The organism is Streptomyces sp. NPDC048643, from assembly GCF_040650615.1.
Lineage (GTDB): Bacteria > Actinomycetota > Actinomycetes > Streptomycetales > Streptomycetaceae > Streptomyces.
On the sequence record NZ_JBEZHO010000051.1, the window covers coordinates 45,074 to 63,966 of the forward strand.

The 18,893-nt window shown below is 69.4% G+C and carries 15 protein-coding genes and 2 pseudogenes; 3 read left to right on the forward strand and 14 right to left on the reverse strand.

The window, feature by feature from the left end; genetic code table 11:
- Positions 1–69 precede the first annotated feature (69 nt).
- Entirely contained in the window at positions 70–1,062 is a 993-nt protein-coding gene (locus AB0C62_RS34345) for a LacI family DNA-binding transcriptional regulator (RefSeq protein ID WP_362979977.1), read from the forward strand.
- Positions 1,063–1,186: 124 nt separating this feature from the next.
- Here AB0C62_RS34345 and AB0C62_RS34350 read toward each other — a convergent pair whose 3' ends face one another.
- Entirely contained in the window at positions 1,187–2,248 is a 1,062-nt protein-coding gene (locus AB0C62_RS34350; protein WP_362979979.1) for a saccharopine dehydrogenase NADP-binding domain-containing protein, read from the reverse strand.
- Between the two features lie 100 nt (positions 2,249–2,348).
- On the opposite strand from AB0C62_RS34350, the gene AB0C62_RS34355 reads away from it, so the two are divergent.
- Positions 2,349–3,323: a helix-turn-helix domain-containing protein gene (locus AB0C62_RS34355; RefSeq protein WP_362979981.1), complete on the forward strand. Its 975-nt coding sequence runs from the start codon at positions 2,349–2,351 to the stop codon at positions 3,321–3,323.
- Positions 3,324–3,434: 111 nt separating this feature from the next.
- Here AB0C62_RS34355 and AB0C62_RS34360 read toward each other — a convergent pair whose 3' ends face one another.
- The 7 genes and pseudogenes from AB0C62_RS34360 to AB0C62_RS34390 form a co-directional block, all read right to left on the reverse strand.
- Positions 3,435–3,857: a hypothetical protein gene (locus tag AB0C62_RS34360; protein WP_362979983.1), complete on the reverse strand. Its 423-nt coding sequence runs from the start codon at positions 3,855–3,857 to the stop codon at positions 3,435–3,437.
- 306 nt (positions 3,858–4,163) lie between these two features.
- Positions 4,164–4,601: pseudogene (locus tag AB0C62_RS34365) on the reverse strand (hypothetical protein); the annotation flags it as partial.
- Between the two features lie 333 nt (positions 4,602–4,934).
- Positions 4,935–5,450, reverse strand: a complete 516-nt coding sequence (locus AB0C62_RS34370; protein ID WP_362979985.1) for a TspO/MBR family protein — start codon at positions 5,448–5,450, stop codon at positions 4,935–4,937.
- Positions 5,451–5,599: 149 nt separating this feature from the next.
- Positions 5,600–6,535, reverse strand: a complete 936-nt coding sequence (locus tag AB0C62_RS34375) for an alpha/beta hydrolase (protein WP_362979987.1) — start codon at positions 6,533–6,535, stop codon at positions 5,600–5,602.
- Between the two features lie 267 nt (positions 6,536–6,802).
- Positions 6,803–7,414, reverse strand: coding sequence for an acetoacetate decarboxylase family protein (locus AB0C62_RS34380; protein WP_362979989.1), 612 nt, complete (start codon positions 7,412–7,414; stop codon positions 6,803–6,805).
- Positions 7,411–9,123: a GMC family oxidoreductase gene (locus AB0C62_RS34385; protein WP_362979991.1), complete on the reverse strand. Its 1,713-nt coding sequence runs from the start codon at positions 9,121–9,123 to the stop codon at positions 7,411–7,413. Before AB0C62_RS34385 ends, AB0C62_RS34380 begins: the two co-directional genes overlap by 4 nt.
- Positions 9,120–9,773: a TetR/AcrR family transcriptional regulator gene (locus tag AB0C62_RS34390; RefSeq protein WP_362979993.1), complete on the reverse strand. Its 654-nt coding sequence runs from the start codon at positions 9,771–9,773 to the stop codon at positions 9,120–9,122. Before AB0C62_RS34390 ends, AB0C62_RS34385 begins: the two co-directional genes overlap by 4 nt.
- A gap of 207 nt (positions 9,774–9,980) precedes the next feature.
- Between AB0C62_RS34390 and AB0C62_RS34395 the strand changes: the two genes are divergently transcribed.
- The gene (locus tag AB0C62_RS34395) at positions 9,981–11,315 is read left to right on the forward strand and encodes an NAD(P)-binding domain-containing protein (protein ID WP_362979994.1); all 1,335 of its coding nucleotides are present in this window, start codon (positions 9,981–9,983) and stop codon (positions 11,313–11,315) included.
- A gap of 139 nt (positions 11,316–11,454) precedes the next feature.
- On the opposite strand, the gene AB0C62_RS34400 is transcribed toward AB0C62_RS34395, so the two are convergent.
- The 6 genes and pseudogenes from AB0C62_RS34400 to AB0C62_RS34425 all read right to left on the reverse strand — a co-directional run.
- Positions 11,455–13,188 (reverse strand): alpha/beta hydrolase-fold protein, encoded by a 1,734-nt coding sequence (locus tag AB0C62_RS34400; protein ID WP_362979996.1) that lies wholly within the window; start codon positions 13,186–13,188, stop codon positions 11,455–11,457.
- Between the two features lie 285 nt (positions 13,189–13,473).
- Positions 13,474–14,295: a transglutaminase domain-containing protein gene (locus tag AB0C62_RS34405; protein ID WP_362979998.1), complete on the reverse strand. Its 822-nt coding sequence runs from the start codon at positions 14,293–14,295 to the stop codon at positions 13,474–13,476.
- 276 nt (positions 14,296–14,571) lie between these two features.
- The gene (locus AB0C62_RS34410) at positions 14,572–15,012 is read right to left on the reverse strand and encodes a DUF742 domain-containing protein (protein ID WP_362980000.1); all 441 of its coding nucleotides are present in this window, start codon (positions 15,010–15,012) and stop codon (positions 14,572–14,574) included.
- Between the two features lie 380 nt (positions 15,013–15,392).
- A complete protein-coding gene (locus AB0C62_RS34415) occupies positions 15,393–17,429 on the reverse strand; it encodes a beta-galactosidase (protein ID WP_362980002.1) in 2,037 nt (678 codons plus the stop codon).
- On the reverse strand, positions 17,426–18,751 hold the full coding sequence (locus AB0C62_RS34420; RefSeq protein ID WP_362980006.1) for a glycoside hydrolase family 36 protein: 1,326 nt from the start codon (positions 18,749–18,751) through the stop codon (positions 17,426–17,428). The genes AB0C62_RS34415 and AB0C62_RS34420 overlap by 4 nt, the downstream gene beginning before the upstream one ends.
- A gap of 47 nt (positions 18,752–18,798) precedes the next feature.
- Positions 18,799–18,893, reverse strand: a pseudogene (locus tag AB0C62_RS34425) (carbohydrate ABC transporter permease); the annotation flags it as partial.

The window sequence follows — 18,893 nt, forward strand, 5'->3', positions numbered from 1 at the left end:
GGAGGTCGCCTCGATGAAGAATCCGTCCCCAGGCGCGTACTTGGGCGGCCGGTCGAGGGACGGCCAGGCATGAAGCGCCCCACTCTCGAAGTGGTCGCCGCCCGGGCGGGGGTGTCCAAGTCGAGTGTCTCCCGCGTCATCAACGGCGAGACGACCGTCGCTCCGCAGATCCGAGACGTCGTCATGCGCGCCGTACGCGAACTCGGTTACGTGCCCAACGGGGCGGCACGCAACCTGGTCACGCGTCGCACCGACACCCTCGCCCTGGTCGTCTCCGACCCGCCGCAGGGAGTCGTCTCCGACGATCCCCTCTTCTCGGCGGTCGTTCGCGCGGTCAGCCGAGAGCTGGAGACCGCCGGCAAGCGGCTCGTGCTCATGCTCGCGGAATCGGACCAGAGTCGAACAAGAGTCGAGCAGTACGTCGCCGGTGGACACGTGGACGGCGTGCTCCTCGTCGCCCTGCACGGTACGGATCCATTGCCGGCAGCACTGGCCCGGCAGGGCCTGCCCGTCGTCTCCTTCAACCGCACCTCCGCACAGGACGTCCCGTACGTGGCCCTGGACAACGCCGGGGGCGCGGCACTGGCGGTCACCCACCTTCTGGAGCGCGGCCGACGCCGCATCGCCACCATCACCGGACCGCTCGAACTGCACGAGGCGCGGGAGCGTCTCGACGGCTACCGCCGGACGCTCCGCTCCACCGACCGCCGCTCCATCGTGGCCCTGGGCGATTTCACCAGGGTCTCCGGCGCCGAAGCCATGCGTCAGCTGCTGGACGACGACCCCGACCTCGACGCGGTCTTCGCGGCCAACGACCTGATGGCGATCGGGGCCCTGCGCACCCTCCACCAAGCGGGGCGTCGTGTCCCCGAAGACGTGGCCGTTGTCGGCTTCGACGACATAGAAGCCGCCTCCTACACGACCCCCGCCCTCACCTCGGTACGCAGCCCGATGGCCGACCAGGCAACCGCCGCCGTCCACCTGCTCCTCAGTCTCATCGGCGGCGGCCCCCCAAGCCCGGTGATCATGCCGAACGAACTGGTGGTGCGTGAATCGACCTGAGGGGACGACTCCCCAACGTCGCACGCCTGTGCGTGATCACGCCAACCGACAGCAGCACGGCCTTGTTTGCTGACCATCCACGTGCCGAGCACGGACTGATCCGTCGCCCTGGGACCAGAGGCGATCAGTCCTGGTCAGGTGCTGAATCCCGGCTGTTCTCCGAGACCTGCAGGACGATGTGCGGCGACAGCGCGCGCAGGAAGTCGGCTGCGTCGAAGACGCTACCGGCGGAGCCGACGCCGGTTGTCCTGGTACGTCCCGTGAGGATGCGGTCGACTGCTTCGACCGCGAGCGGTGCGGTGACGGCGTAGATGTCCTGGCCGGCGGCCACGGCACGCCGTTCGCTGCCGCCGGAGCGCACGCGGACGTCGACGAGGAAGGTCTGCGCGGACCGCCCCTGCTCGTCGACCGCGCGAGGTGTCGGGGTGTCCGCCCCTGTGACTCCTCCTGCCGCCTCGGTCGTCATGTACGTGCGCACCTCGGGGATGGCCAGATGGCTGGGGATGGTGACGACATCGGCCATCGTGAACTCGCCGATGACGGCCCGCGCTCCCATCGGCTCGGGGAAGGACCACTTCAGGGTCGGCAGGTCGTCGTTGTGATACTCCAGCGCTCCGTCGGTGAAGCGAACGCGGCGGCCGCCGCGCCGGTCCGCGGAGACCTTGCCCGCGACGCGGGTTCCCTCCGTGGGCTCCCAGCTGTTCAGCCCGTAGGCGATGTGTGCCTCGTCGGCGCTCTGCCAGTCGCCCATCGCAGCGGTGGCCAGCAGGTCACCGAGGCCGCCGTAGAAGGCCATCGCCGGGACGATCACCGTGCCGGCGTCGCGGGCACGGTCCGCGAAATGGGCGAAGGTGTCCGCGTTGGCCTCGATCTCCGCCGCCACATCGACGTAGGGAATCCCCGCGCGCAGGGCCGCCTCGATCACGGGGCCCGCCGTGGTGGCGAACGGGCCCGCACAGTTGATCACAGCTGCCGCGCCGGCCACCGCGACGTCGAGCGAAGCAGGATCGCCGACCGATGCCGGACGCACGTCCAGTCCGGGGTACTCCTCCGCCAGCCTCTTCAGTTTGCCGGCGTCCCGCCCGGCCAGGACCGGGACGAACCCGCGCTCACGCAGGTGTGCCACCACGAACCTGCCGGTGTGCCCGTACGCGCCGTACACCGCCACTGTCTGCCCCGCTGCCATGACGTCTCCCGTGTTCGATCCGCTCGACTGTGAGCAGTCTTCCGTGGTTGATCACGCAACGGTGAGAGTCCGCAACGACATGGCCCGTACAGTTTCGGACATGAGATCTGTCGCGCTGGCCGTCACCGACGGGATGCTGCACTTCGAACTCTCCATAGCTCACGAGGTATTCGGATCCGCTCCGGACGCGGTCACCGTCCCCTGGTACGACCTGTCCCTGTGCGGGCCGGACATCGTGTCGTTCGGCCGGTTCCGCCTCCAGCCCGATCATGGTCTCGACCGGCTCCAGGACGCGGACACCGTGATCGTTCCGGGTTTGGCGGACGTCGACGTGGCCCCGCCAGCCGAACTGGTCGACGCGGTACGCCTGGCCCACCAGCGGGGCGCGCGCGTCGCCTCCCTGTGCACCGGTGCGTTCGTCCTGGCCGCAGCGGGCCTGCTGAACGGAAAACGAGCGACCACGCATTGGGCACACACCGAAGCCCTGGCCGCCCGCTACCCCGGGGTCGACGTCGACCCGGACGTGCTCTACGTGGACAACGGCACTGTGCTCACCTCGGCCGGCAAGGCCGCCGCCATGGACCTGTGCCTGCACCTCGTCCGCAGCGACTACGGATCGTCGACGGCCAACACCGTCGCCCGCCGCCTGGTCGTCCCTCCGCATCGGGCAGGCGGCCAGGCCCAGTTCGTCACCGCCCCGGTGCCCGACCGGGAGGGCCACCCTCTCACCGCCCTGTTCCCCTGGATCATCGAACGGCTCGACCAACCGCTGTCCGTGGAGGACCTGGCCCGCCAGGCCCGGCTCAGCTCACGCCAGCTCGGCCGTCACTTCCGCACGGCAACCGGCACCACCCCCCTGCAATGGCTGCTGGCCCAGCGGATCCGCCACGCCCAGGAGTTGCTGGAGAAGACCGACGACAGCATCGACGCCATTGCCACCGCCACCGGCATGGGCACCTCGACGACCCTGCGCCGACACTTCAACCGCACCCTCGGCGTCCCCCCGGACACCTACCGCCGCACCTTCCACACCCGAACTCAGAAGCCTCAACGTCACCAACCGCCCGGCAAGTGACTCTCATGCTCCTGGCGAGACCTGATTCCAACGTGAGTACACGTACTCAACCTGACGTCCGGACAGGTACCCACTCGCCGCACGGTGCGGCCGAGCCTGTGTGTTCTGGCGTCAGGACGTGCAGAACATCGCCGTGAGTGCCTCGTTGATGGCCTTGGCCTCGGCGTCGCTGACCTCGTGGTCCGAGGTGGAGAAACGGGCCTTGGCGCTCTGGTCGGCGTTGCCGCCGCCGTTGATGGTGGAGCACTGGTTGCGTGCGTTGTCGACGGCCTTGTCCTCGTCGACGACGAGGACGGGGTTGACGACCTTGAGCGCGGTGAGAAGCGCGAGTCGCTCGACTCCGGTGGGCTCCGGCGGGATGGCTGCCGCCTTCTCCGCGTCGCTGTTGTCCTCGTTCGCAGCCTTGGTCGCCTTCGGTGTGCCGGCCTTGGTGGGCTTCGTGCTTACGCCGCCGCCGTCGTCACCGCTGCTGCACCCCACGAGCGTGACGGCGAGCGCGGCCATGACGGCGATGGTGGTGATGCGGATGCGCATGTTCCCCCCTGGAACGTCGAAGCTGAGGAGACATCATGCACCAGACGCCCACACGACGAAGCCCCGGTCGGGAGACCGGGCCGGGACTTCGTCGTTCACCGGGTCCTCCGCCCCCGCGCGCACGACCTGTCCGTGCCGGGTGCTGCCGAGGAGCAGCCTGAGCGCGGTCAGCACCAGCACAGGGCTGCCGCCATCAGAACCAGACGGTTGAGCGGCACTTCGGCCCCCGGCAGCCGGAAGGTGCCGGAGAGTGCGCTGCCGTGGCTAGCTGCAACAGGCGCAGGAGGAACACGCATGCCCTTATTCGTTGAGGGCGCAGGGTGCGAGTTTCTCCAGGCCCTCGGGCTTCGCTGCCGCGCGGCCGATGGCCGTCTCGATCCGGTTCAGCGTGGCGATCCGCTTGTCCTCCAGCGGGCCGAGAATGGCGTTCTGCACGAAGTTCGCACCACCCTGCCCGACGGTGTCGGCAAGACGCTTGTTGGCCTCCCCCACCTGCGTGACGAGCAGCTGAAGATTGCGCGACACCTCAGCCTGCGCGGAAGCGGGAATCGCCGGCAAACTCCCCTCCACAGCCGGGCAACTGATCGACCCAGGGGATGCGTAGGTGGATGCGGACGCACCCTTGGTGGGGGTCTCTCCGGCCAGGGCCGAACCGGCGACGACCGCGCCTGACACCACTACCGCCGCGGCGCCGCCGATCATCGCGATACGGCCCTTGTTGTACTTCGGAAGTGCCCTGGACATGGGTATGCCTCACTCGGGTCGGGGGGTACACAGTCGGCCTGCCTCCCGGTGGAGGGGGCGGCCCGGTGCGCTGATTCCTGTGCCGGCGTTCGGGGATACGTACGCGAAAACTCGGCCACCCGTTCAGCCGGACATCCCAACTCCGTTATGCATGGCAGCTGTTGGTGCGCGGTGAAGCCGGCCGCGCTCACCGAGGTGGTGGTCCCGTCCAACGTCGCACCGGCCGGTCAGGTCTCCCCCGCGCCCCGGACATGCTGACGGCGTGTCCGGGGCGCGGTGGCACGGTTCATCTGTTGCCGTGGACGACCACCACGCCGGTTGCGAGCTTCGTCGTCACCCGACGTCCGACCGATTGCGCCAGGCGATGGAGCCGTTCAAGGCGGTCGCGAAAGCGCACCAGGTGGCGTAGGGCAGGAGGGCGCGAGCGGCGTCCGGATCCGTCCTCGCGGTGCGATGAACGAGTTCGGCGTTGCTGACGTCCAGCATGAGGGTCCCGAGCAGGCCGGCCTTGGTGCTGTGTCGGCCGAAGAACATCCAGTTCCAGGCGACGTTGACGGCGAGATTCGCTCCCAGGCTCGTCGCCAGCCGTCGACGACTCCTGCCGTGCGTACGCTGCAGGGCGTGTCCTCCGGCCCATGCGATGGATGCGTACAGGGGTGTCCATACTGCGCCGAACGCCCATGACGGTGGCTGCCACGCCGGTTTCTCCAGGTTCCGGTACCAGGCGCTGTCGGCGTCCACCGCCCTGGCTCCTGCCACCGCGGTCGCAGTGACGGCAGCTGCGGTCAGTGCATACGTCTGCCACCCGGCGCGCCTCCGAGTGCTCACCCGCGCTTTGACTGACTTCATGCTTCTCGCCTTCCCCTCACCGTAGGCGGGGTACCCGGGTGACGTGCACATCCCCCTCCAGGGGGAAGCGATCGCAGATGACGCTCGCGGGCACGAGCATGTTCGACCTCGTCTCCTGGGCAAGGCCGAACGGTGCTGGTGGTCTCGGGTCAGCGCTTGGCCGAGTACACGACACCCGTGAGGTTCTGGGCCGCCGATCCCCACACCTGGTCGTACAGGGAGGTGTCGGCGCCGAGTGTGTAGAGGAGGAAGGAGGTGGTGACGCCCTGGGTCAGCTTCTGTTGTGCTGCGCGGGTGAGGGTGCCGCTGTCGCAGCCGAACCCGGAGCTGTCCTCGAAGCCGCAGTGGAATCCGCCCGTGATGACGCGCAGCTGGGTGGGGGCCGGCTTGGCGTCGAACATCTTCTGCTGGTTGTCGGCGACTCCGGCGATCGTGTCGGCGCTGCCGCCGACGTACTGAGCGGGCACTGTCAGCGCTGCGGACGCGGTGACGGCCGAGGGACTGGTCTCCGCCGCGGCGAGCGTGGAGACGCTCTTGACGGCCGGGTTGCGGGAGGCGGCGAGCAGCGCCGCTCCGCCGCCCATGGAATGACCGGAGAGGCCGAGGCGACCGGTGTCGACGGCCCCCGCGAAACGGGATCCGCCGGTGGTGTTCTGGGTGGTCAGCCAGGTGAGGGCGGCGTTGAGGTCGTCGGCGAAGGCGGAGTGACTGGGGAAGAGGCCGGCCTGCGATTTGGGTGTGACGACGATGAAGCCCCAGGAGGCGTAGTGCTTGAGCAGGCTGTCGTACTGGGTGATGCCCTGGAAGAAGCCGTGGCCGAAGGCGAGGCCGGGGTGGGAACCTGGCGCGACGGGCGTGTTGGACCCGGCGGTGCTGCCCGGGTACCAGACGCGTGCGCCGAACGAGCGGCCGGCGGCCGAGACGGTCACATCGGAGTAGGCCACCGGGTTGGGTCCCGTGGTCGACGGGTCTGTTGCCGCGGGGGCGTTCGTCGTCGGGAGTGCTCCGACCGTCGGTGTCACGGTGAAGACGACTGCCGCGGTCAGCAGCAGGGACGTCACCACTCGTAGAAGTTGACGCAACACAAGATCACCTTTTCCTTCATGGGGGCCAGTGATGGCCGACGAGGGCAGGGTTCCGCCCGTTGTCGGAGGAAGATGTGCGGCAGGGACATCGCCAGGTGACGGCGGTCTCCGCCGCTGGGCGTTCCGTCGTCGGGCGAGGGTGGTGCGGGCTGCCGGACGCCTGCCGGCGACGGACCGTCCTGGGCTGACGGGTTCAGCGTCGCCGCCGGATGGGTCGCCGGGGCGGCCGGGAGTCCATGGGGCCGGTCGCCCGGATGTGCGGGCCCGTCAACCGCCGAAGCGCAGGCTGAAGTCCCGCAGGGCCAAGCTCAGCAGCGGGGGGCGGCGTCCGAGCGCATGCAGTGGGCTGTGGGTCGGTGCCGTCCAGGTGGCCCGCGCGAAGCTGAGCGCCCCCTTGCTGCTGGCCCTGCTCGTCGTGAGCCTGCCGTCCAACCTCTGGGCCACTTTGTACGTCAACGGCCATTGGCCGGGCAGCCGCCGGCTCTGGCTGAAACGGCTCGCCGCCAACGCGCGGTCCCCGGTGCTCGCGGTCGCTTCGACGACGTCCGCTCGTTCGACGTCGAAGCGGGCCATCTCCTTGGGGATGCCCCACAGGGCACGGCCCCCGGACAACGAGGCCTCGTTGTCGACCCAGATGTCGGTGATGCACGCGCAGGGCCGTCTCCCGTGGCGCACCAGCACCGCGCGGAGGAGTTCGTTGTAGTGCAGGACGCTGTCCTGCTCGTAGACGACCCAGGCCGCGCCGACGACACCTCGGCCGAAGGCGATGACGGGCTGGGTGCCGGACGCGACCGCGGGCAGTTCGCTGCGCGGCTCGAGCCACAGCGACAGGTACATCTGTCCGGCCAGGTGCCAGGGTTCTTCGGGGTACGGCGTCATCGCGCGTCCTTTCCGGTGGGGGGCGGAAGGTGCAGGGTCCCGGGTGCGCCGGCGGGGACCACGGGTCGTAGCGGCGGGACGGGTTCGAGCGGGCGATAGGGCCGGCCGGGCTCGGGCCGGGGGTCGGGATCGCCCTTGTTGGGCCACAGGGCGGTCGCGCGTTCGGCAAGTGCCGTGATCGTCAGAGAAGGGTTGACTCCCAGGTTCGCGGAGACGGTGGAGCCGTCGATGACGTGGAGGCCCGGGTAGCCGTGCAGTCGGTGGTACGGGTCGACGACGCCGGTCTGTTCGTCTTCGCCGACGGTGCAGCCGCCGAGGAGGTGGCCGGTGGTCGGTACGTCCAGGAGGTCTCCCCATGTTCCGCAGGGTTGGCCTCCGACGAGGTCTGCCGCGATGCGGGCGGCCCGGTGCCCGGCGGGTATCCAGGTCGGGCTGGGAGGGCCCTCGCCGGGGCGACTGCTCAGGCGGCGCCGACCCGTCACGGTGCGGCGGAGGTATGTCGTCACGGAGTTGTCGACGGTCTGCATGACAAGCAGCACCACCGACTGCTGGGACCAGCGCCGTGGACGGTGCAGGGCCGGCAGGTGGCGGGCGGCGCGCGCCATGGCGGCAAGTCCGACCAGGAGGCGGGACCTTCCGGGTACCGGGTCGATCAGCAGCGCGCCGAGCAGAGCGAGCAGGTTGCTGCCGGGCCCGTACCGGACCGGTTCGACGTGGGTCGTGGCGTCGAGGTGCACGGAGGAGGTGATGGCGACGCCGTGCGTGTAGTCCGCGTCGTGGCTCCTGGAGCGCACGCCGAGGATCGCCTCCGAGTTGGTGCGGGTCAGCAGCCCCAGGCGGGGTGAGACGTCCGGAAGGTGTCCGGCGACCCGCATTCTGTGGAGCAGTTGTTGTGTGCCCAGGGCGCCGGCCGCGAGGACGACGTGCCGCGCGGTCAGCGTGCGCCGGTGGCGGCCCGCGACGACGCCCGTGCGGGCATGGGTGACGGCCCAGCCCTGGCCGTGTCGGGCGAGGCGCGTGACGGTGCGGCATGCCAGCACGGTGGCGCCGGCCCGCTCGGCGAGTCCGAGGTAGTTCTTGGGGAGGGTGTTCTTGGCGTTGTGACGGCAGCCGGTCATGCAGGCACCGCAGTTGAGGCAGGCGTTGCGTGGCGGTCCGACGCCGCCGAAGTACGGGTCGGCGACGGCGTCGCCGGGACCCGTGCCGGGTGGGCCGAAGTGGACGCCGACCGGGGTGGGCCGAAAGGTGCCCTCGCAGCCCATCTCCTTGGCGGTGTCCTTGAGCAGGCGGTCGGCCTCGGTGAACACGGGATTGGTCGTGACACCGAGCATCCTGCGGGCCTGGGCGAGATAGGGGGCGAGTTCACGGCGCCAGTCGGTGATCGCGGCCCACGCCGATCCCTCGTAGAAGGCGGCGGGAGGCTCGTAGAGGGTGTTGGCGTAGCCGAGAGAGCCGCCGCCCACGCCTGCTCCGCTCAGCACGATCACGTCGCCGAGCAGGGACATGCGCAGGATCCCGGTACAGCCGAGGCGTGGCGCGAAGAGGTAGTCCCGGATGCGCCAGGAGGTCCGGGGGAAGTCGGTGTCGGCGAAGCGCCGTCCGGCTTCGAGCACCCCCACGCGGTAGTTCTTCTCGGTGAGGCGAAGGGCGGTGACGCTTCCGCCGAAACCCGAGCCGATGACCAGGACGTCGTAGTCGAAGGCGGTCACTGGTCGGCCCTCGCGACGAAGCCGGCCAGCAGGGGGGTGACAAGTCGTTCGAGGTTCTCGCGGCGGGTCCGGGGGTGCCGGCCGGTGAGCGGGAGCGGCCCGTCGGGTCCTGGGGCGTGGGTGACCGTCGCCAGGTGCGGCAGCATGACGAGCAGGATGGAGAGGAGGGCGTCCAGGTCGGCGTCCTTGCGCAGGTCTCCGGCGTCGACGGCGCGTTCCAGCAGAGGCCGCAGGCCGGACTCGTATATCTCGTTGACCGGGACGAGGACCGCGTCGCGCACGGCCTGGTTCATCTCCATGTTGGTGGCGACGGTGACGCCTCGTTCCAGCGGGTGCGTCGCGAAGTAGTCCAGCCAGGCCTCCAGCGCGTCGACGAGGTGGACGCCGAAGATCCGGGTGCGGTCGTATCCGTCGAGCCAGGGCTGCATGTGCGCGTAGATGCGCAGTGACGTCTGATGGGCGACGTAGGTGAACAGGTCGAGCTTGCCGGAGAAGTACTGGAACAGTGAGCCCTTGGCCACGCCGGCCTCTCGGGCTATGACGTTGAGGCTGCCCGTGGAGTAGCCGTGGGTGCCGAACTCGTCCATGGCGGCGACCAGCACGCTCTCCCGTCGGGCCGGTGACAGCCGGGTCCAGGTGGCTGTGGGCATGGACACTCCTGATGACCGGGCGGTCATGTGACCGCCCGGTCATCGTGGGGCGCCCGTGACGAAGTGTCAACGCGTAGGGCAGAAAGGGTTGTTGGGGATCTCCGGTCGGCCGCGGACCGTGTATCGCCCATTGACACTTCACATCGCGAGCCCCAGCCTGTGACCACCCGGTCATACGGCCGGACGCACACAGGGAGGTGCAGGGACATGCGCAGGGTGTGTGTGATCGGGGCGGGCTCCTCGGGAATCGCCGCGTGCCAAGTGCTCGCCGCACGCGGCATCCCGTACGACTGCTTCGAGCTCGGATCCCAGGTGGGCGGGAACTGGCGGTACCTGAACGACAACGGCCTCTCGTCCGCCTATCGTTCGCTTCACATCAACACCTCGCGCCAGGTGATGGAGTACGCCTCCTACCCGATGCCGCAGGACACTCCCGACTACCCCGGTCACGCCCACATCGCCCGCTATTTCGACGCGTTCGTGGATCACTTCGGGCTGCGCGAGTCCATCTCCTTCCGCACAGAGGTCGTCGATGCCGCACCGAACGCGGCCGGCCAGTGGACGGTTCGACGGCGCCACCGTGACACCGGGCGGGAGACGGTGGGTACCTACGACGCTGTCCTCGTCGCCAACGGGCATCACTGGAAGGCCCGTTGGCCTCGACCGTCGCTGCCGGGAGCAGATGATTTCACCGGCGTTCAGACCCATGCGCACGACTACCGGACACCGGAACCCTTCGCCGATCAGCGCGTCCTGGTCCTCGGCATCGGCAACTCCGCGTGCGACATCGCGGTGGAGACATCCCGTGTCGCGCAGCGGACCGTCCTCGCCATGCGCCGCGGTGCGCACATCATCCCGAAGTACCTGTTCGGAACGCCTACCGACCGGCTCACCAACTCATGGCTGGCCAGGGCGCCCGAGGCGGTGCAGGGCCTCGGGCTACAGCTCCTGCTGCGTCTGAGCCGAGGCCGTCTGACGGACTACGGCCTTCCCGCACCGCGTCACCGTGTCCTCGCCGCCCACCCGACCATCTCCGACGACCTCCTCACGCGGCTCGGACACGGAGACATCGTCGTGCGGCCCGCCCCGCGACGCCTGGAATCACACAGCGTGGTTTTCGAGGACGGCAGCGTGGAGGACATCGACGCGATCGTCTACGCCACGGGATACGACATCTCCTTCCCGTTCCTCAAGGACGAACTGATCGACCCCGGTGACAACGACCTGAGCCTGTACCACCGCGTCGTCGCGCCTCACCAGGACGGTCTCTACTTCATCGGCCTCATCCAACCGCTCGGCGCGATCATGCCGCTGGCGGAGGCGCAGGCGCACTGGGTCGCCGACCTGCTGCTGGACAGATGCGCGCTGCCCACGCGGGAGGAGATGCTCGGCGAGATCGCCGCCTACCGCGCTCGCCTCGGCCGCCGCTACGTCGCGTCTCCCCGGCACACCATCCAGGTGGACGCGCGCGCGTATGTGAGGGAACTGGCCAGGGAGCGAAAACAGGGGGCAGCGCGAGCCGGGAGGCGCGGGCTCGGCTGAGTTCCTGGTGAACCGGTCGGCGCCCGCCTCGCGTTGGCCCGGGGACTCGGTGCCGGAGAGGTGCATCGGTACGGAACGGCCCGGGGTTCTGGACCGATGCACCTCTGCGTCGCACGGAGCTTCGTGGGGCGCGAGCGGGCTACGGCCAGGCGTACGCGGGGGTAGGCCTCCGCGGCTCGTGCGGCCGGGGTACGGGGTGCGCCCGGAACTGCCTGCTGTGCAGAGCGAAGGACCGGTCGAGCTTCGGTACCCAGTAGGCGTCCTCGTGGCGGCCGGGGCCGCCCTGGTAGTCGTACGCGACGCCCTTCGCCGTCAGCTCGGTGCCCATCTGGAGGGCTGCCTGACCGAACCCGAAATCGTCGGACGAACCGCCGTCGAAGTAGTAGGTGTGACGGCGCAGTTGGCGGACGCTCAGGGAGTCGACCAAGGTGAGTGGCTCAAGCGGTGCGTTGGCGGCCTGTTCCTCCGCCGTGCCGGCCAGGGGCGGCAGGCTGAGCGCGCCCATGTGGCTGGCAATGGAGCTGAACAGCTCGGGATGCTTCAGTCCGATGGTGAACGCGCCCTGCCCGCCCATGGACACGCCGCTGATGCCTCGGTGCTCGCGGTCGGGAATCGTCCGGTACGCGTGGTCCACCAGCGGAACGAGCTCCTTGACGACCATGCTGTTGTAGTTGCCGGCGGAGGTGTCCACCCACCAGCCGCTGGCGCCGTCCGGGAAGACGACGACGGACTGGGCGATGTTCTTCTCGGCGATGAGGCCGTCCATGACGGTGTCCATGCCTCGGGCTTCCCATTCGATGTTGCTGCCGTTGTAGCCGTGCAGCATGTACACCGTCGGAAAGCGCCGGGCTGTGGTCCGCGTGTAACCGGGCGGGAGATAGACGTTGAACTCGACACGCCGGTGCATCGCCGCGGACTGGTAGCTGTCGCGGAAGAAGCGTGCGTGGTCACCGAGTTCGGCCCGCCTGTGCGGATCGATGTAGAGGAACTCGCGGTGGGGCGGCGAGAGGACGGTGCCGTCGGTCGTAGCCCAGCTTCGAATGGTGTCGACGACGAGACGGCCCTGTGCGTCGACCAGGACCTCGGCCTGATCGTCACGCAGCACCACGGCCGACCTACCCGCCATCATCCTGCGGACGTCGGCCACCCTGCGGGCGGCGGTGTCGCCCTGGTGGAAGAAGTCACGGTCCAGCGTGCCGGCATAGCGCCGGAGGTCGCCCGCGGCCACGGCCTTGTGCTGCCGCTCGAGAACGGAGCAGGCGTGCGCGAGTTGACGGGCACTCGCAGCGGTACCCGTGGGTCCGGACAGGTCGCGCAGATGTGCCTTGGAATAGAGGCCGATCGGACCCTTGTAGAAGCCACCGCCGCCGGTGCCGTCGTACATGCGCACGGCAAGGACGTTCACGGCTCCCCAGTGGAGCAGACCGTTCGGCGGATAGTACTCGCGCGGAACTTCCCAGGTGGAGTCGAAGGCGGGCGGGAAGGAGCCGGTCTCTCCGATCTTCTCTCCGTTGAGGAAGGTCTGGTCGGCGTCATCGATGAACCCCAGCGCGGCGATGACGGATGAGTCGGTGATGCCGTCGGGACGTTCGGGGAGGGTGAAGGTCCTTCGGTACCAGGCGTAGCCGTCGTACGTGGACAGCTCGGCCGACCGGCCCCAGTCGTCGGGGACCGTCCAGCTGTCCCAGGCGGTGTCGGTGTAGTCGGCGGCGGCCCAGGCCGGGTCGTCGCCGGTCCGGAACCGCCAGTCGCCGCCGGTCAGGTCGATGCCGAAGTCGGGTGAGGCGGTTGTGGCGCAGTCGGCAGCGGTACTGCCCGCGGCCCCACCACGCGGGGTCGCGGCGTCGGCCGTGGTGAGGGACGCAGTGATCAACGAGGCCAGGAGAACGAACACCGTGACGACGCGGGGAACGCGTCGCGGGTCGCGAACGGCTTTTGCAGGCAAGGCAATTGCCCCTTTCGGCGGGATGCCGCTGGGAGCGCGGCGGGACGATGCATCTGATCTGCGGGTCATCGGTGGTGCGCTTCAACGGAATGGAGGAGGCACTGTTTCCAGACACGGACGGTTGCCTGGGTGTGCCCCTTCACCGTGCGGGGGGCCGACGCTTCCGGCCTCTCCGTCGGAGGCTCATGGGCTTCGTCGAGACGTCCGCGGCGATCAACTGAGCAGGTGCCGAGGCACGGCAAGGTCCCCGGTGGAGAAGAGGCGAGCCAGGTCGGCGGTGTCACCTCGCGCGCAGACGGCGGCGGTCACATCGATCAGGTTGTCGTAGGCCGCCGGCATCCGACCTTCGTGAACCTGCGCCATGCGGCCCCACACGTCATCGGGCAACATCTCGACCTGGCAGAGCGCGGCCAGGTCACGGACCGTGGTGCTGCTGATCCCCACCGGCTCCCATCTCCGGTTGGACACGGCACCGTCGGGTGGCTTCTGCGGGAGCAGTCCGCCTCGGTACTGCTGCCAGGCCTCGCCGCCGGACAGGAAGCCCACGGACGCCGGGTTCATCGCCGCGGATTCATCGCCCGGCGGGTCCGGGTGTGTTCGTATCCAGCGCCGCTCCGCGCCGGCCCAGAACTCCGTGACCCACAGATCCTCACCCGTCAGGTGGCCCGCATGGGTGACGAACCCGGCCCTCACGCGGGCGGGGAAGCCCCGCGTCCGCAGCAACGTGCAGGCGAGAACGGCCACATGACGGCTGGTTCCCACGATGCGCGTGGCGGGTGGCCGAGGGCGGTACAGACGCTCGGGGTAGAGCTGGGCCAGAACGGCGATGAGCCCTCGCACGGGTCGGATGGTCCGCTCCTCGATCCTGTGCGCGGGCAGACCGAGAATGTGAGCGTCCACCGGCCGCACGACCAGAGCCTGAGCGACGGCCCATATCTCCATGGGGTCGGCCGGCAGTTCCTGCAGAACCCATGCGTGAGCGGCATCCACTCCGGTCAGCGGACCAGGCTGGAGGTAATCGATTACGTGGGCCATGGGCCAACACCTTAGGCGTTCAACTTCGCACCGGTACACGGTTGCGACAGGGTGGCTGAATTTTGACCGACCGATTGGTACGCACCTGCTTTGGGCGTCCACCGGCACGGCACCCCGACAGGCCCGGAGGGCCGCCTTCCACCCCCGGGAGGGCCCGCTGCACAGTGCTTGGGCCCGCCGTTCGGGCGGACTTTTGACGGAACGACCGAGCACCCTGCCCCCGCCCCCCACGGCGACACGGGCTCGATGCTTGGCGTGTGCGTACCCGCCGGAGGACTACTCGAGCCGACGAAGTCCGCTGAGCACCTTCTCCAGCAGCGTCACGTGCGGCCTTCCCTCACCGGCCTCGTCTCCCTGAGGCTGCTGCACGACGACGAGACCCCTCTCAGCGAGGTCCGCGACGAGGATCCGGGCGACACCGAGCGGCACCGAGAGGAGTGCCGAGATCTCAGCGACCGACTTGACCTCTCCACACAGGACGCAGATCCGGTACGCCTCCGGCGAGTGACTCCGGGCCTGCGACAGGTCGACCGCGGTACTGACCAACGCCTCGATGGCCAAATGGTGGCTCGGCCGGGTGCGGCCACCGGTCAGCGCGTAAGGCCGCACGAGCGCGGACGGCTTCCCGGGGCGGCCCGTTGCGGCCCCAGACGGAGACTCCCTCGGCGCGGCCGGCGGGCGATGATAGGTGCCGTACGGATCTCCACCGGGCGACATCACGGTTCCAGCTCCATTCGATCAGCAGCCCCGACGCTCGGGATCCGGCCACGGCCTGTACCCGTGGACGCTGCGCAAGTGTGCGCGGACGGCCCCGCTTCGGCATAAGCGGCGCGACGATCCCCGGCACACGTCAGCCCGGAACATCGAGATGTTCCGGGCTGTACGCGCCTGCGGGGTCCGGTTCCGCCACGACGGGTCCCCCGGGGACGACCCCGTCCGCCGACGGACACGGGATCCACGGCGCTCGCGACATCCCCAGACCTTGCGTAATCGATTACGACACCAGTCACAGGAGGACTGTAGAGGGTAATCGCCTCAAAGCGGTGGGCCTTGAGTCAGCTCCTGCCATCGTGCGAAAAACGGCATATGCCAGAACCTCAGAGGGCAACACCCGCCTGTGCGTGCGGAGTTCGAACGACAGCCACGTCACCAGGGGCCACGCGGACCGTGGCCAGGACCTCCTTGCCTGTCAGAAGTTCCGTCGTCCCCGGTGGAACAGGCAGCTCGGCCCCCTCGCCCGTGTGGTCGATCAGGAAGACGTAGTCGGCATCCACTCCACGCCGTCGCACCACTTCGACGCCGGGTGGCCCGACGAGCGGCGCCGCCACACCTGCTTCGGCGCACATCCGGTCGAGCAGCGCGGCGAGCGTGTCGGCGTCGGGGTGTGTGGCCACGTACCAGGCGCTGCCCGCTCCAAGCGCGTGCCGAGTCACCGCCGCGCAGCCACTCAGCGGACCGTCCTCGTAACGGGCGACGGCCTCGGCGCCCTTCAGCTCCAGCCGCTCCGACCACAGCGCACCCGTGGCCCCCGGAGGCACCTGTCCGCTCAGGGGCGCCGTCTCCCCGGGGAGGAGAGGGAAGAGTTCGTCGCTGCGGACGCCGAGCACCTCGCGGAACGCTCCAGGGTAACCGCCCAGCCTGATATGGCAGTTCTCGTCGACCGCACCACTGTGAAAGCCGACCGCGAGTGTCCCACCGCGCTCGGCGTACCCGGTGAGGTTCGCGGCTCCGGCGTCGTCGACGGCGTACAGACTCGGCACAAGAACGAGCCGGTAGCCGGACAGGTCCGCGTCGGGGCGGACGAAGTCCACGGCGACGCTGGATCGCCAGAGCGGCTCGTACCAGGCACGCACGAGGTCCAAGTACCGCAGCTCGGCGCTCGGTTGGGAGGGCAGTTCCAGGGCCCAGCGGGCGTCCCAGTCCCAGACGACGGCGACCTCGGCCGTGCCGATGCTGCCGCGCACCTCGGCCAGCGCCTTCAGATCGCCGCCGAGCCGGACCACGTCGTGCCAGATGCGGCTGTCGGTGCCCGCGTGCGGGAGCATCGCCGAGTGCCACTGTTCGGCGCCCGCCCTGGCCGCCCGCCACTGGAAGTAGGCGATTCCGTCCGCGCCGTGTGCCACGTGGGCCAGGGCGTTGCGCCGCAGTTCACCGGGGCGCTTGGCGCGGTTGACGGGCTGCCAGTTCACAGCGCCCGTGGAGTGCTCCATGAGCAGCCAGGGCCCGCCCGCGAGCGACCGCGTCAGGTCGCCGCTGAGCGCGACGTCGATCTCCGAAGCCGGGTCGGCCGACATCAGGTAGTGGTCGTTGGACACGATGTCCAGCTCCGGGGCCCACCGCCAGTAGTCCAGTGCGTCGAAGTTGTCCATGACCATGAAGTTCGTGGTGACCGGTGTGGACGGAGCCGCCGAGCGCAGCACGTCCCGCTCGGCCGTGTACAGCGAGAGGAGTTCGTCGGAGCAGAAGCGGCGCCAGTCCAGTTGCTGCGTCGGGTTGGGTACGGCGCCGGTGGCGCGCGGCGGCAGGATCTCGTCCCAGTCGTAGTACCACTGGCTCCAGAAGGTCGTGCCCCAGGCGTGGTTGAGGGCAGTCAGGTCCTCGTACCGCTCACGCAGCCAGCGCCGGAAGGACGCGGCGCTGGTGTCGCAGTAGCAGGCCGCGTTGTGGCAGCCGTATTCGTTGTGGACGTGCCACATCACCACGGCCGGGTGCCCGGCGTATCGCTCACCGAGTCTGCCCGCGATGCGCAGGGCGGCCTCCCGGTAGGCCGGGCTGCTGGGGCAGAACGTCTGCCGGCTGCCGTAGGTGAGGAGCCGGCCGTCCTGGTCCACGGGCAGGGCTTCGGGGTGCGACCGGAAGAACCACGCCGGGGGTGCGGCCGTCGGAGTGGCCAGGTCCGCGGCGATGCCGTTCTCCTCCAGGAGATCCAGCAGTCGGTCCATGCGCGAGAAGTCGAAGGTTCCCTCGGAGGGCTCCAACAGCGCCCAGGAGAAGATGCCGACGCTGACCATGGTCACACCGGCTTCGCGCATCAGGCGCATGTCCTCGGCCCACACCTCCTCGGGCCACTGCTCGGGGTTGTAGTCGCCCCCGTAGGCGATGCCGGGAACGGAGAGAGTGCGTTCGGCGGTCATGCGGCCCCTCCCGAGGACAGCAGGCGGCGGGTGGTGTCCACTCCCCACGGGTCGAGGGACAGCAGACGGTCGCTGGAGGCCATCAGCCCCCCGGTGGCCTCCACATGGGCGGCCCAGCGTTCCCGTGTCTCGATCCGGGGCCGGGCCATGAGGCAGTCGGGGTCGTTGACCCAGAGTCGACCGTGCTGCCATTGGCGGGCGGCACCGGTGAACTCGGCGGGGTCCTGCCCGGGCTGGCTGTAGTCGTCCGCCTCGGGCCGCCGGTGCGGAGCGGTGTCGGGACTGACTCTCATGGCATCGAAGAGGCCCAGGGAGGGGAGCATCGGCGCGCCGCAGCCGAGCAGGTACGCGTCGCCGCCGATGGCTTCACGGATGAGCCCGACACCGGCCCGGTACGCGGACAGGGCGTCGCCGTCGGTGTACCGCACACCGTCCAGGGCTCCGGCGTACAGGAAGTCGATCTTGAAGTAGTCGTATCCCTCACCGCGGAGGGTGGTGAACACGTCCATCAGATAGGCGGCCGCGTCAGGGTGCGTCGTGTCGAGGGCGTACAGGTCGTGGTTCCAGTTGCGGCCGGCGTGCAGGGGTGCGCCGCCGACGTCGCGGACCAGCCAGTCGGGGTGCCGGTCCGCCAGTTCGCTGTGCGGGGCGACGAGGAACGGTGCTGTCCAGATTCCCGGTCGCCGGCCGTGTGACCGGATGGCTTCGGCGATGTTCCGGCGGGAGCGAAAGCGGTCGGAGAGCGTGAGCCAGTCGCCGAGGGCGCTCTGATAGCCGTCGTCGATCTGGACGACGTCGACGGGCAGGTCGAGCGTGTCCATCGCGTCGAGGTTCTCGTGGATGTCGTTCTCGGTGACGGCGGTGAAGTACTCGTACCAGGAGCACCACACGGTCGGTGCGGGACGGGGCGTGGGCAGGTTCAGGCCCTCGGCCCAGTCGGAGAGGGCGCCTTGGATGCCACCGGAGCCGGCGTACGAGAACTCTTCGACGGGTCCGTCCGCGCTGACCTCGGCACGGCCGTCCATCAGCCGCAGTCGGATCGACGGGACGGCGAGCAGCGGGTCCGCGGCTGCCCAGAGCCGGACCGGGGAACCGTCGCCTGCGTCGAGGGCGAGCAGTCCCTCGCCCTGGAAGGTCGTGGTGGGGACGGATCGGCCGGGGCGGTAGCAGACCGTCGCCCAGTTGTCGTTGGTCGGACGGTGTGGAGCGGCGTCGAGCGCGTAGCTGCCGCTGGGGCTCCAGGACTGCCAGCCCTCCTCATGGACCCGTGCGGTGCGCGGATCCACACGTACGGAGGCCAGGGGGGTGAAGGTGTGCGACACGGTGGTTGTCTTTCCCATGGGTCCAGGACAGGTTCGGGAGGAGTCGGTCAGCCCTTGTTGGCGCCGAGGGTCAGGCCGCTGACGAACTGGCGCTGGAGCGCGAAGTACACGATCAGCGTCGGGATCGCGGTGAGCAGCGCGC